Origin of the sequence: Rothia sp. HMSC061E04, assembly GCF_001813685.1 — a bacterium.
GTDB classification, from domain to species: domain Bacteria; phylum Actinomycetota; class Actinomycetes; order Actinomycetales; family Micrococcaceae; genus Rothia; species Rothia mucilaginosa.
The window spans coordinates 1-13,862 of the sequence record NZ_KV813697.1; the positions used below are offsets into that span (position 1 = coordinate 1).

Sequence of the window (13,862 nt, forward strand, 5' to 3'; positions counted from 1 at the left end):
GGAGGTGCCGCCCGCCTCGTGCGTCCCGTGACCCGCCGCCCCTCGCCGCACCGCACTGTTCGGTGAATGAGAAGCAAGGAAACCCTACCCTGCGCCACCAACCCATAAGTGATACGGTCAAAGAACAACTAATGGATTCACGTGCTGAAATGCACGCCCGACCCTGCCCCATACGCATCGCCCGGACGCCCGCATCCAGCACGCCACAACTCTATAACGAACACGGGTGAACAATGACTGAGAACATACACAACGACTGGGACCTCCGAAGCGAAGAAGTGCAGAAAGACCAGGTAGCCGCCTACGACGCAATGCGCCGCCGCTGCCCCGTCGCCCACGACGAATTCATGGGCTACTCCGTCTTCAAAAACGCCGACGTACAACACGTACTCGACCACCCCGAAATCTACTCCAACGTCGTCTCCACCCGCCACATCGCCGTCCCCAACGGCATGGACACCCCCGAACACACCACCTTCCGTGCCGTCAACGACAAATACTTCACCCCCGAACGCCTCGAAAAGTTCGCACCCGTCATCCGCGACGCCGTGAAGACCCTCATCGCAGAACTACCCCGCGGCGAAGAAGTAGACGTCATGCAGGGCTTCGGACAGGCCTACGCAATGCGCGTACAGAACGCCTTCATGGGTTGGCCCGCATGCCTCGAACAGCCCCTCACCGAATGGATCGAAAAGAACCGCGTCGCCACCCTGCGCCGCGACCGTGAAGAAATCGCTAAGGTCGCCCTCGAATTCGACGGCTACATCCGCCAGCTGCTTGACGAACGCCGCGAGGACGCCGCAGCCGGCAACCCCAAGGACGTCACCGCCGAACTGCTCACCGACACCGTGCAGCTGCCCGGCGAAGAACCCCGCACCATGACCGACGAAGAAATCGTCAGCCTCATCCGCAACTGGACCGTGGGCGAGCTGTCCACCGTCTCCGCAACCGTGGGCGTATTCGTCAACTTCCTGGCACGCAACCGCGCCGAACAGGACCGCCTGCGCGCATCCCTCGCCGACGGCAACGCACTCGACGACCGCAGCGAAATCGCCCTCGCCGTCGAAGAAATCATGCGACTCGAAGACACCCTCGTCACCAACCGCCGCATCACCACTCAGGACACCGAACTCGGCGGCCGCACCCTGCCCGCCGGCTCCCGCGTGACCATCAACTGGGCAAGTGCCAACCGCGACGAGGACGCCTTCGAAGATGCCCTCACCTACAACCCGCACCGCGACCAGTCCCGCAACCTCGTGTACGGCGACGGCATCCACGTATGCCCCGGCGCGCCCCTGGCACGCCTGGAACTGCGCATCCTGCTTGAGGAGCTGCTGCGCGGCACCGAGTCCATTGAGATCGCGGACGAGAGCGAGAAGCCCGCAACCGTGAACGCCGTGTACCCGGTCTCCGGCTACTCGGTCGTGCGCGCCATCTTCAACTAGGCACGCTCCAGCTCTAAAAGGGCGAGGCGCCGAACCCCTGAGAATGGGGGTCGGCGCCTCGCGCTGTTAAGAGTAAGTATAAGAGTGAATAGTAGGGTAGTGGCGACCGGTATTAGCCGCTCACTATAGATAAAACGGAATATTCCCTGACGGCTATATAGCCTAGTGGGCTATCCAAAACTGAATTTAGTGGCCAGAACTCGTCACCGAAGGCTTCACCGAAGAACCCGCAGAGCCGCTCGCAGACGCGCGAGCCGAAGCACTCGCAGAAGCCTCCGCCGCAGCTGATGCCGACTCCTCCGGGGACAGAGCCGTACCATCCGCATGAACACCAGCCATCGCCGGAGTCACACCATTCACGAAGCTCAACTTCGCCTGCTTGAACTGGTACTCGGGAGAGCAGGTCAGCTTATACTTCGAATTCGCCAGCTCGCGAATCGACTTCACATAATTCTGAGTCTCCTCATACGGGGGAACACCGCCGTACTTCTCCACAGAACCCGGACCCGCGTTATAACCGGCGAGAACCACATCCTGCAGCTCATCCTCATTGGAGGCATACTTCGCCAAACGAGTACGCAACTCACCCAGGTAGCGTGCCTGCGCCGCAATCGCATCGTGCGGGTTCAGAACATTACCGCCATTGCCGAAGCTGTAGTGGCCGCCGCTCCACGCATCATCAGTGAACTGTGCAATACCCTTAGCGCCCTGGTTGGACACAACGCCCACACGCCAGTGGCTCTCAGTCTCAATCTGCGCCGCCAGCACGCCGGGACGGAAACCCGCCACCTTAGAGCCCTCCTCAAAATCGGGTCGGAGAGCCGTCGGAGCATACGAAAGCTCCGTCATACCGCAGTAGTCGTCATAGGTGGCTGCCAGGCCGGCAACACCGCCACCCAAAAGAACCGCAGAGGCAATAATCTGCCAATGCGCAAGTGCCCCGGTGAGAAAGCGAAGCGGGAAAGCTTTACGCTGCCGAGGGGAAGTCTGTGCGTCCGCCGAAGCGGGGATGTGGTTGTTGGCGCCCGTAGCGCTGCGCTCGGAAGAGGCGCTCGAAGTGCTATCTGCCATTCCTATAGACTAGCGCACCATGCCCGCTCCTGGCTAAGAAAAGTTCGCCCATGAGGCTAAAAGCATAGTTCGCCGTGGTGCGTGCAGGCTCCTGCCGGGGCGTGTGCAGGGGCTCTGGGATGGCTCTGTATCGGCTCTGTGGGAGCCTGTGCAGGGCAAAAAGACGGCGCAGAAAAACAGTGCAAAAAGACCCCGCACGGCGCATCCACTCACAGGATGCACCGGGCGGGGTCGGCCTCTCACGGGCGCTAGAAGCGCCTATCGTGAGGGTTTAGCGGGCAACCACTACTAGCGATCAGTGACTACTAGCGGTCAGTGACCACGATCTTGCCGGCGGCACCGCGCTCCATCTCCGAGAAGGAGTGATTCACGAACACGTAGGTGCCAGATTCCAAGAACTGCATCTCCACGAAGCCGCCCTGAGCGGGCGCCAAATCCAGTGCCTGGCTGTGACCGTCACGGCTACCGAATGCATCCGCCCCGCGGCGCATCAGGTAGCCGCCCTCCTTGTAGACCGTGTCGAATTGCGAACCGACCACGTGGAAGCTCGTGCCGTGGTTCGGGCCCGCAGCCATCACCCAAACACGGATACGCTCGCCCTTCTTCACCTGCAGCGGCTTCGCCTTGTACTGGGTTGCGTGGCCGTTGAACATGGTCAGCGTGGGGGTGCCAGCCGCGATCAGCTCCGGCGAGTTCTCCGCTAGCTTGTTACCGTCGGAGGCGGTCTTGCCGGTGTCGTGCAGGTACGCCTCGCCCTGAACCATCACGTACTCGTGATCGACCGGGTCAAGGTCCGCCGGGTCAATGATGACCGCACCGTACATGCCCTGGGTCATGTGCAGGCTCAGCGGGGCGGTACCGCAGTGGTACAGCCAGATGCCGGCGCCCTTCGCCTCAAAACGGTAGACGAGACGCTCACCGGGGGCGATGGTCTTCATCGTGTTATCGGGGGAGACCATGCCCGCGTGGAAGTCCAGCGAGTGGCCCATCGTGCCGTTATTGATGAGTGTAATTTCAAAAATGTCGCCGACCTTGCCGCGCAGAATCGGTGCCATGTTCTGCCCGTTGAACGTCCACATGTGAACTGTCACGCCGGGCGCCACCTCGCGGTCGACTTCCTCAACTTCCAGGGTGACCTTGCGGACGGTCTTGCCGTTCACCTGCGCGGCGGTGTTCGGCGCCGGGATGTTCGGGTCGCGGTACTTGTAGCCGCTGCCGGGCGCTGCGGACATGTCAATCCTGCTGTTCGCAACGGTCATGAGAGTCGGGGTGCTACCCGACGCGGCGTGGTTGTGGGTGCCCGCAGAACCGTGGTTGTGGCCACCCTGCGCCACCTGGTTTGCGGAGGCACCGGTCGCCTTCACCTTGAACACCATGCCCAGGGCGCGGTGACCCGCCACGGAGCAGTAGCCTTCCTGGTCGGCGCTGATGATGCCGGCGTCTACGGTTTTCGTTTCGCCGGGGTTGATGGTGCCGGTGGTTGCGCCGTTGTCGAAGGTCAGGTCGTGGGTCATGCCCTGGTCGTCGTTGGTGACCTCGACGACCAGACGGTTACCTGCGGGCACCTCCACCTCTGCGGGGGTGAAACGGTAGTTGCTGGTCGCCTTCACCTGCACGGTGGTGGTCTGACCGGTTGCAGCCACGGAACCCGCCGAGGAGAACGACGGCAGGTTCAACGCGGACGGGTTCACGGCGAAGCCCAGCAGGAACGCCATGGCAACCGCCAACGCCGCCTGGAAGCTCTGCTTGGCGTGCGGGACGGGCTCCGGGGTGAGCGCCTCCGGGTTGAAGACGGGCTTCTCGCCGCGGGCGCGTGCTGCCATCATTTCCTTGCGGGTGTTCACGGACGCCTTCACGCCGCGCACCATGAGCGGAATGAACGCCATGAGCGCCAACGCACCCACGATAGCGACGGCAATCTTAATGGACTGGCCCACCATGGAGCTGGGCATCATGAAGATGAGCAGCGCCAGGTTCACGGCGGTTACGCGTGCCGCCGCGAAACGGCTGAACTCCTTGTTGGAGGCGCGCACCACCGCCGGGCCGCCACCCATGCGCTGCGGCAGCAGGTAGCTCATCGCGCCGAGCAGCAGCTGCAGCAGGAAGCCGACCACAAAGATGGGGGTCACGGCGCGCATGTCCAGCTGCGCGAAGGGGACGGTCGCCACCATGTAGGCGGTGGTCGCCACGCCAATAATCAGCCAGAGGAAGCCCATACCTACGCTCATGGGCGGGTACTCGTTCGGGCGCTTGGTGCGCAGGGTACGCACCATCACCCAGGCGACAATCAGCAGGGCAACCAGGTAGACGACCAGGCCGGCTGCGGCGAGCGGACGCATCCCTAAAATCGCGCCGACAACGGTCAACGCCAAGCCACCGCACATCAGGTACAGGGCGCGCAGGCTGTGGGTGAGCGCCTTATCCACCATCTTCGTGCGCAGCATGGTCGGCCAGAACGTCACCAGCGTACCCACCGCGGTAATACCGACGAAGCCGAGCACGTTCACTGCTTCGTGCGCGAGCAGGAACTGCGAATGCAGGGTGCCGGACAGGTTCGGGTAGGCAATCATGCCGCCAAACGCCGCACCGAGGGGCAGCAGCAGCGCCGCAACAATGTAGAAGCGAATGGTCACACCGAACCGCGAGGGCAGAGCCTGACGCACCTGCTTCAGCAGGTAGATGCCGTGCCAGGCGACCATCGAACCGACAATGAGGGCGCCCACCACCGTGGCGGCGTAGAGGTCGGGCACACTCAGCTGACCGACCATGCCGACCATGAGCACGAGAATACCGGCGTTCAGAATGAAGATTCGGCGCACCTGGGTTCCGCGGTGCTCGTCAGGAATCTTGATTTTCATGAGCGCTTCGGTGAAGTGCTGCGACCAAATCAGAATCGAGTTCGTAATCAGGCCGAGGGTGACAATGTGCACCATCAGCCAGCCGCTATTCGGGATAAACCTGTGCAGCAGAAGTACGCCGATAAGGGTAAACATCCAGTGGGAGACCGGCTTGGAGGCGCGACGATGCCACGTACCGCGACCGGATGCGCGGCGTGCAATCTCTTCGGGGGTGAGGTTCGCGCCGGGCACATCAGCCGGACGCGCGCCAATGCTCAGGCCGGAGGAGCCGCCTCCGGAGACGTTTGCGGGCTTGCCGCTCGTGTTCTCACCTTCGGGTGGGGTGCCGAGATGTTCACTCACGTGATCACTGCTTTCACTGCTGGTTGTTCGTGGACGTCGGTGTGCGGGTCGGCACCCGGCACCCCTGCGTTGGGGTGGGTGCCAATAAGCCCATTATATTGCCCGGATAGTACCAATTTTGAAGACATGACGTGCATATGAAGGCGGCTCATATCGTGATAGTTGTGCTAGTGCGCTCAAGTGATTCTTCCCCTGTGAATCTTCTCCCCAATGCATCCTTCACAGGTGCGCACGATAAACTATTAGGATTCCAAAATCAGATGCCCGCCCACCCTACGCGCGCATCCGCCGGCACCAAGGTAAGGACAAGCACCTCGTGACAAGGACTGACTCCACCACCCCCATCTGGGGAAAGATCGCTATTGTGGCACTCATCCTCATGGTGGTGTGCGGTTACCTCTTTGAAATCCTTATTGTCCCCTTCGGCGGCCTGGACTTTTCCATCTATCGCATGGGTGCCATGACCATCTTCGACAATGAAGGGTTTACCGAGGATCTATACGCGCCAGTATTTATTGAAATTGGGGTGTTGAAGCTCCCCTTTACCTATCCGCCGTTTGCGGCTCTCGTCTTCCTGCCCTTTGCGTTCCTGCCGCTTGAGGTAGGCAAAGCCATTATGGTGCTGGGAACCACGGCCGCCGCTTGGTGGCTTTCGGCCACTATCTATAACTATGCTCAGACTTCCGGTCGTGCGTTACCCCTGCAGGGTCGCCTCGGCCGTACCGGAACTATCGCTGTCTTGACCATCGTGGTGATGCTGTGCGGCCCGTGGCGACGTACTTTTCACCTCATGCAGATTAATCCGCTCATTATGGCGCTGATTCTTGCCGATTTTGTGCGTCCGGCGACCCGTGTGCCGCGCGGTGTGCTCGTCGGTATTGCGGGTGGCTTAAAGCTTACTCCGCTGGTCTTCGGCCTTATCCTGCTGGTGCGCCGCGACTGGAAGGGCATCGCGGCCCTGGGCGCCACCTTCCTGGCCACAATTGCGGTCGGTTTTATCCTTTTGCCGAATGAGGCTCCCCAATTCTGGTTCTCCGCTATCTCTGACCCATCCCGCGTGGGCGACATTAACTTCGTGGATAATATTTCCATCCAGGGTTGGCTCATGCACTTCGGTCTGAAGGGCACAGCCCTCAAGCTCGGCTTCTACGCCCTGGCCGCGCTCAGCATTGCCCTGGTTGCTGTGTTGCTCTACCAGCTTGAACGCCGCGGCAAAACCCTTGCACAGGTGGCTGTGACCGGCACTCTTATGGTGGCACTTTCACCGATTAGCTGGTCGCACCACAATGTTCTTCTGCCGCTACTGCTGGCAGCCCTTATCCTGGACGCATTCCCCACCTTTATGGTGTATCTTCCCTCTGCGGCACGAAAAATTGCGTGCGTGCTGGCGTGGGTGGCCGGTGTGGGCCTGTATATTTCGCCGCGTATTATTGGCGGTATCACCCAGCTAGATATGAATGGCTTGGAATTCCTATGGGCGCCCGGCGTAGCTATTGGTGGCTTTCCCTCCTTTGCCCTGTGGGCTACGGTCATGTTCTGGGCGGTAGCCGCGCTGAGTACGCCGGTGCGTACCGCTCCGGTTGAATCAGCCGAAAGCGATGCGCCGCTGGGCTGGTGGGGAGCCCGTGCACTGGTGACCCAGAGTGCCCTGGTGACCGAGAGTGCCGAGTCTGTGCGTGCCGCTGATTCTCGTGAGGCAACCGCGTGAGCCGCGACAAAGAGCTAGAAAAGACCCCTGTGAAGAATACTGACAAGAACTTAGCTACGACCGTGGAGAATACCGAGGCGGTAGCGCCTATAATCCCGTGGGCTTCGGCTGGCTCTACTGCTGAACCTGCACCGGTTGCGGAACCGGCTGCTGAAAGCGCTGTAGAAAGCGCGGAGCCTGCCGCAGAGCCCACAAAACCTGCGCGTCGCAGCTTCTTTGACCGCATCCCCGGCATGCGCAGCGGCGCTCTCTGGGCGCACCTGCTGTTTATCCTGGTTGCCCTCTACGCCTTCGACTACGTGACGCACGCGGCGGCTGACGATATTTACGTGTACCGCCTGGGCGCTGTCTCCCTCGCGGACGGCCCGGACGGCTACCAGCTGTACACCTTCCACACGCGCGGCCTGCCGTTTACCTACCCGCCGTTTGCGGCGCTGCTCTTCTACCCGCTCGCGTTCCTCACCGAGCCGCAGAGCATGCTGCTGATTACCGCCATTATTTGCGCGCTCAGCTACTGGTGCGCGTACCTGCTGTACTGCTACGCCCGTAGCCGCTCGTGGCGTCTGCCGTTGCAGAAGCACCTGGGTCATTGGGGTATGGTGTCGCTGATTGCGGCGCTGATTTGGATGTGCGGCCCGTGGCGTTTGACCACGCATTTTGGGCAGATTAACGCCATCATTCTGATGCTGATTCTCGCCGATTTTATGCGCCCGGCAACCCGCGTTCCGCGCGGCGTACTGCTGGGTATTGCCGCGGGTATTAAGTTGACCCCGCTCGCGTTCGGTCTGCTGTTGCTCATGCGTAAGGACTGGAAGGGCATCGCGACCCTGGGCGCGAGCTTCGCCGCGACCGTGGGTATCGGCTTCCTGGTGATCCGTGAGGAGTCGCTGACGTTCTGGTTCCACGCGGTGCATGACACCTCGCGTGTGGGCTGGTTCAGCTACTTCGATAACGTGTCAATTATGGGTACGCTGACCCACGCGGGCCTGCAGCATCACCTGACGGCTACCGCCCTGTCGGTGGTGCAAGTGGCGTTGACCCTGCTGATTGTGCTGGTTACGGCGGTTCTGTTGGTTCCGCTGATTCGTGCCCGCGCGCTCATGGCGCAGCTGGCGCTGACCGCGTTCATGATGCTGCAGATTTCGCCGATTAGCTGGTCGCACCACAACACCTGGTATCCGCTGATGCTCGCCGCCGTGGTCATGGAAATCTTCCCGCTCATGTACCAGCGGGTCAGTTCCTTCGTCTTCACGCTGGCTGTTATCTTGGCGACCGCGGCGCTGGTGGGCATGTACATTTCGCCGTTCTGGATTGTGCTGGCGTTCTCCCCGCACTTCAACTCGGATCAGATTCTGATGGTGCCTGAAGGCTCCCTGGGCCTGATGGCGGGCACCATGCCGTACCAGCTGATGTACCTGTTTATCCTGGTGACGTTCTTCGTGTACCTGGCGAATCGTCAGCTGGTGGAGCGTGCAGCACACGCCGCGGGCGCCGAACTGGCGGAGGCGAAGTACTCCCGCTAAAGGAGCCGCCCGCTCACGGCGGCTAGCGCCTCCAGCAGGTGCACAGCTTTCACCGGGCATAAAAGTATCCCCCGCACCTATCACGGGTGCGGGGGATACTTTTATGCCCAGCCTACAGATCTAGTCAGTCACGCTGCTAGTTAGTGCCGATGCTCCAAGTAATGTTGGAGTCGGTACGAACCTGCATGTAGCTCTTGTTGCTCTGAACCCACTGCATGCTGCTCTTCACGGTCGGGATGGTCGAGGAGAAGAACGGGTCGTTCTTGGTCGCGTTCAGAACGGTGAAGCCGCGGGTGGTCGGGCCGCTGGTCTGGAACTCCATGGTCGCCTCGGTGCCTTCGTAGGTGAAAGCGTAGTAGTTCATGGTGCTCTGGAACTTCTCACCCTTCTTGTAGTGGGGTGCGGAGTCTGCATCGTAGACGCGGATGGTCCATTCGCCCTTACCAGTCAGGTCCAGCTTACGGGTGGGGGTGGAGTGGCCGCTCGCGTCAATCCATGCGGTGCCCTTGAGCTCCTTGCCGTCGCGGGTCGAGTCGATAACGCTCACACCTGCGCTGCTGTTGCCCTTCTCATCACGGCTGGAGATGAAGGCGTTAACCACACCGTCTGCGGGCTTGAACTCGTAGTAGAGCAGGCCTGCGGACACATCGCCCTTGAGCTTCTCAATCTCGATGGTGTCCTTGTTGTCGGTGACGGTCTTCTTGTATTCCTTGAACTCACCCTCGGGCATCTTCGCTTCAGCAGCAGCAACCGGCGCTGCGGAAGAAGCCGAAGCCGCTGCCGCGCTCTCAGATGCGGGCGCTGCGGAAGAAGCCTCAGAGGATGCCGCCGCGGAGGACGCCTCAGCGGAAGTAGCCGCCGCGCTCGATGCTGCCGCAGAATCGGAGGTGGGGTTCGAGCCGCCACGCGGAATCAGCATGACAATCGCCAGGATGATAACAATCAGCAGAGCCAACGCACCACCGATAATACCCCAAATCTTGGTGCCGGAGAACAGACCCTTCTTCTCGGAGCCGTCCTCGCCCTGACCTGCGGGCTCGGTGACGTAGGGGTTGCTCAGAGCCACGGTTGCCTGGTCCTGATCGGACACCTGACCCGCGTAGGGCTGCTGAGCGTTGTACGGCTGACCCTGGTAGGGGTTGTTCTGGTACTGGCCGCCCTGGACGTTCTGGCTGTCCTGGAAACCCTGGCCCTGGTACTGGCCACCCTGGAAGTTCTGGCCCTGGAAGCCCTCACCCTGGAAACCATCAGCCTGGTTCGGCTGGAAGCCGTTCGGTGCCTGACCTGCCGGGATGAACGCCGCGTTCTGGCCGGGCTGTTCCGAGAGGTTCACGGTGCGCTCGGACAGGTTGACGGTGCGCTCGGTTTCGGGGGTGTGGAACTCAACGAGCGGGGAGTTCTCGATAGTGTGGGCAGCCTCTTCGGTGGAGGCGGGAGCCTCAGCTGCGGAAGCCTCAGCGACCGGCTCAGAAGCGGCGGGCTCGGACAGTGCAGGCTCAGCAACCGGAGCCTCAACAACGTGCGCCTCAACGGGCTGTTCGGAAGCAACAGGCTCGACAACCGGCGCTACGGGAGCTTCAGTAGCCTCAGCAGCAGGCTCTGCAGCTGCAGTATCTTCAACTGCGGAAGACTGAGATGCAAGAACCTGCTCGGGCAGAGCGGTACCGGTCAGCGGAACCTGAGTCAGGTGACGCATCGGCTTGGGCTCGGAGGGCTCCTCAGCGGACTCAGCCGCGGGCGCCTCTACCTGCTGTGCCTCAGCCTGGGATGCTTCAGCCTGGGGTGCTGCCACCTCCGGAACCTCGATGATCTGCTCACCTTCGAGCTCAGCGGCGAGCTGCTCCAGGTCAACGTCCTCAACGGTCAGCGGTGCTGCAGCCTCGGCGGGCTGCTCAGCAACTACGGGCTCAGCAACCTGCTCAGCGGGAGCCGCCTCAGCAGCGGGCTCCTCGGGAATCAGCGGCTCAATAGTAGCCTCTTCAACCTGAATGGGTTCGGGCTCGGGCTCTTCGACCCACAGCTGCCAGCCTTCAGGAACGGGACCCCACGCGGGGTCGGGGCGCCACGTAGGAGTGGGGGCCCATCCGGCAGGAGGAGCGGGCCAGTTGGGCGGCGGATTGAAGACGAGTGCCATAAGAAAGCAGCCTTTCTGGTGCTGAAAAAACACCCCGGAAGAGCAGTCATCAGCGACTATGTATATGAGCGTATTATCGCTACAAATTATGGCATAGGTTCAGAAAATGAACCCCGTGAATGGTGGGTTTTTAGCCTTATTCACGGCTTTTTCAATGGTTTTGGAATATTCCGTATCAATCAGCACTTGAAGGTTGCCGCATGCCCGGTCACAATCAACCCCGCGAAGGCTAGGATTAAAGAATGAACACGACACCGCCTCCCGCACCCCCGCAGGTAGCCGCCGGAACCCCCGCTGCTCCTGCGCCTGTTGCAGGTCTTGCCTACCACCGTCTCTCCCACGCCGACCCGAAATCCCGCTGGTTCTCACCCCTGCTGGAAGGTCTGCTCGGCGTCGCCGTATTTATTGGCCTCAACCTGATCATTTCAGTTGCCCTGGCTGCGACGATTATGGGTTCGGGACTTTCCCTCCAGGATGTAGCGACGAACCGCTCCGTCATTATGGAACACCCGGCACTGTTCGCCCTGACCTTCCTCTCCCTGATCGCCATTGTGCCTTCGCTCTTTCTGGCGCGCCTGGTCGTGGGCCCGAAGCCCTGGGGTCTGATTCATTCGGTGGCGGGCCGTCTGCGCCGCTCACTGCTGCTTCCGTACCTGGGTTTGAGCTTCGCTGTCTACGGCATCTACTACGCCGTGATGCTGGCGTTGAGCGGTGAGAGCCTGCCCGAATACCGCTATTTTCAACCTCCACAGGTTGAATTTTGGGTTTATGTGGCGATGATGCTGCTCCTGGTACCCGTGCAGTGCTACGCCGAAGAGCTCGCCTACCGCGGCTTCATGATGCAGATGCTGGGCCGCTGGCTCCGCACCCCCTGGCTGTCGATTGTGCTGCCCGCCGTGCTGTTCATGCTCTCCCACGCCTACGACCCCTGGGGTCAGAGCACGATTCTCGCGATGGGTATTTACGCGGGTTTCCTCTGCTGGTACACCGGCGGTCTGGAAGCCTCCATCAGCCTGCACGTGGCAAATAACGTGATCCTGATGCTGCTGTCCATGGTGGCTGGTCTGGATCCGTTCGCCTCCGAGGGTGTGACCCCCGTGGATGCGCTGCAGGGCATCGCCCTGGAAGGCGTGTACGTGGTGCTCGCCTGCCTGATCTTCAATGCACGCGCTCGCCGCGGCGAGGTTTCACGTGAAACACAACCGCTCAAGGTTGATAAGTAGGCTATTTGTGGGTTGCTCTAGACCAGCTACCCCAGCCCGCCCACCCCGCTCCATTCGAGCCTCACCAGGGCTCATACTCCACACCGCGTGGATTATCGGCCCCGGTCACCCCGTCAACACCCAAGAAAAGGTAGGGTTAAACCATGACTGTTGATGCTGTAAAAAATATTGAAGACCTCGCCGCATTCGTGGCGGAGTCGCCGGTCTCTTACCTCGCCGCGCGCACGGTAGCGCGCCGCCTGCAGGCAGCAGGCTTCACCGAGCTTGTAGAGACCGAAGCATGGGACCCGCAGATCGCAACCGGCCGCCACTTCGTCGTCCGTGACGGCGCGATTATCGCCTGGGCTGGCGGCGCGAAGGCGCAGAAGGCAAGCGGCTACCGCGTGCTGGGTGCGCACACCGACTCGCCCTCCCTGAAGGTCAAGCCCTCCTCCTCTATCACCACGAAGGGCTGGCACCAGATTGCCGTGGAGAACTACGGTGGTGCACTGCTGAACTCCTTCCTGGACCGCGAGCTGTGCGTGGCGGGCCGCCTCACCGTCCTTGAGGGCGGGGAGCTGAAGGACCGCCTGGTGCGCACCGGTCCGATTGCGCGCATCCCGCAGTTGGCACCGCACCTGGACCACAAGCGCAACGAACTGGCCCTGGACAAACAGTTCAACATGTACCCCGTGTGGGGTGTGGACCCGGCGGAGAACGACGTGCTCGGCTATATGGCGAAGCACGTGATTGACGGCGAGCCGGTCGACCCGGAAAGTATTGTGGGTTACGACCTGCTGTTTGCTGATTCGCAGCCGCCGCGCCGTTTTGGTGCGGATCAGGAGCTGTTCGCTTCCGGTCGCCTGGATAACCTGTCTTCGGTGCATGCGGGTTTGACCGCCCTGGAGCGTTACGTTGCCGATAACGCGGACGAGCACGCTACCGAGACTGTGATGCTTGCGGCGTTCGACCACGAGGAGTTGGGCTCGGAGTCGCGTAGTGGTGCGGCCGGTCCGTTCCTGGAGGATATTCTGGTGCGCCTGTCCGCCGCGCGCGGCGAGAGCACGGAGGAGTACCGCCGTTCGGTGGCGGCCTCGTTCTGCCTGTCGGCTGATGCCGGTCACCTGGTGCACCCGAACTATCAGGGTCACCACGACCCGACCGTGCAGCCGCTGCCCGGTGGCGGCCCGCTGCTGAAGATTAACGCGAACCAGCGTTACGCGACGGATTCGGTGGGTGCCGGCGTGTTTGCCGCGGCGTGTGCGAAGGCCGGTGTGCCGTATCAGGAGTTCGTGTCGAATAACAATATGCCGTGCGGCTCGACGATTGGCCCGATTACGGCGACTCGCCTGGGCATGCGCACCGTGGATGTGGGTATTGGCCTGCTGTCGATGCACTCGATGCGCGAGATGTGCCATGTGGACGATATGGCGTACATGACGCGCGCGGTGGAAGGCTTCTTCCGCCTCTAAATTGAATCCCGCTGAGGTATGAACAGCTGGGGAGTGGGCGCCGGGAACGTAAGGTTCTCGGCGCCCTTATTTTTTAAAAATTTTTTAAAATTTTTCGGGGGGGGGGG

General features: G+C 61.4%; 8 protein-coding genes. 5 read left to right on the forward strand and 3 right to left on the reverse strand.

Annotation, left to right across the window (positions count from 1 at the left end; genetic code table 11):
• Window positions 1-233 precede the first annotated feature (233 nt).
• Window positions 234-1,445, forward strand: a complete 1,212-nt coding sequence (locus HMPREF2927_RS02135; RefSeq protein WP_070685122.1) for a cytochrome P450 — start codon at window positions 234-236, stop codon at window positions 1,443-1,445.
• A gap of 186 nt (window positions 1,446-1,631) precedes the next feature.
• Here the strand turns inward: HMPREF2927_RS02135 and HMPREF2927_RS09200 are convergent, their stop codons facing one another.
• Window positions 1,632-2,516: a lytic transglycosylase domain-containing protein gene (locus tag HMPREF2927_RS09200; protein ID WP_070685124.1), complete on the reverse strand. Its 885-nt coding sequence runs from the start codon at window positions 2,514-2,516 to the stop codon at window positions 1,632-1,634.
• Between the two features lie 305 nt (window positions 2,517-2,821).
• Window positions 2,822-5,716, reverse strand: a complete 2,895-nt coding sequence (locus HMPREF2927_RS02145; protein WP_070685126.1) for a multicopper oxidase domain-containing protein — start codon at window positions 5,714-5,716, stop codon at window positions 2,822-2,824.
• 316 nt (window positions 5,717-6,032) lie between these two features.
• Here HMPREF2927_RS02145 and HMPREF2927_RS02150 point away from each other — a divergent pair, with 316 nt between their 5' ends.
• Window positions 6,033-7,424, forward strand: coding sequence for a glycosyltransferase 87 family protein (locus HMPREF2927_RS02150; protein ID WP_070685128.1), 1,392 nt, complete (start codon window positions 6,033-6,035; stop codon window positions 7,422-7,424).
• The gene (locus HMPREF2927_RS02155; protein ID WP_070685130.1) at window positions 7,421-8,947 is read left to right on the forward strand and encodes a glycosyltransferase 87 family protein; all 1,527 of its coding nucleotides are present in this window, start codon (window positions 7,421-7,423) and stop codon (window positions 8,945-8,947) included. Before HMPREF2927_RS02150 ends, HMPREF2927_RS02155 begins: the two co-directional genes overlap by 4 nt.
• Window positions 8,948-9,083: 136 nt before the next feature.
• On the opposite strand, the gene HMPREF2927_RS02160 is transcribed toward HMPREF2927_RS02155, so the two are convergent.
• Window positions 9,084-11,081 carry a hypothetical protein gene (locus tag HMPREF2927_RS02160; RefSeq protein ID WP_070685132.1) on the reverse strand — a complete coding sequence of 666 codons (1,998 nt, stop codon included), beginning with the start codon at window positions 11,079-11,081 and terminating at the stop codon, window positions 9,084-9,086.
• 242 nt (window positions 11,082-11,323) lie between these two features.
• On the opposite strand from HMPREF2927_RS02160, the gene HMPREF2927_RS02165 reads away from it, so the two are divergent.
• Window positions 11,324-12,304, forward strand: a complete 981-nt coding sequence (locus tag HMPREF2927_RS02165) for a CPBP family intramembrane glutamic endopeptidase (RefSeq protein WP_070685135.1) — start codon at window positions 11,324-11,326, stop codon at window positions 12,302-12,304.
• Between the two features lie 143 nt (window positions 12,305-12,447).
• Window positions 12,448-13,755, forward strand: coding sequence for a M18 family aminopeptidase (locus HMPREF2927_RS02170; RefSeq protein ID WP_070685137.1), 1,308 nt, complete (start codon window positions 12,448-12,450; stop codon window positions 13,753-13,755).
• Window positions 13,756-13,862 lie beyond the last annotated feature (107 nt).

What these genes read in the sequence shown, in the direction of transcription:
- HMPREF2927_RS02135 (WP_070685122.1), top strand. Translation starts at nt 234, where the DNA reads ATGACTGAGAACATACACAACGACTGGGACCTCCGAAGCGAAGAAGTG.
- HMPREF2927_RS09200 (WP_070685124.1), bottom strand. Translation starts at nt 2,516, where the DNA reads ATGGCAGATAGCACTTCGAGCGCCTCTTCCGAGCGCAGCGCTACGGGC.
- HMPREF2927_RS02160 (WP_070685132.1), bottom strand. Translation starts at nt 11,081, where the DNA reads ATGGCACTCGTCTTCAATCCGCCGCCCAACTGGCCCGCTCCTCCTGCC.
- HMPREF2927_RS02165 (WP_070685135.1), top strand. Translation starts at nt 11,324, where the DNA reads ATGAACACGACACCGCCTCCCGCACCCCCGCAGGTAGCCGCCGGAACC.
- HMPREF2927_RS02170 (WP_070685137.1), top strand. Translation starts at nt 12,448, where the DNA reads ATGACTGTTGATGCTGTAAAAAATATTGAAGACCTCGCCGCATTCGTG.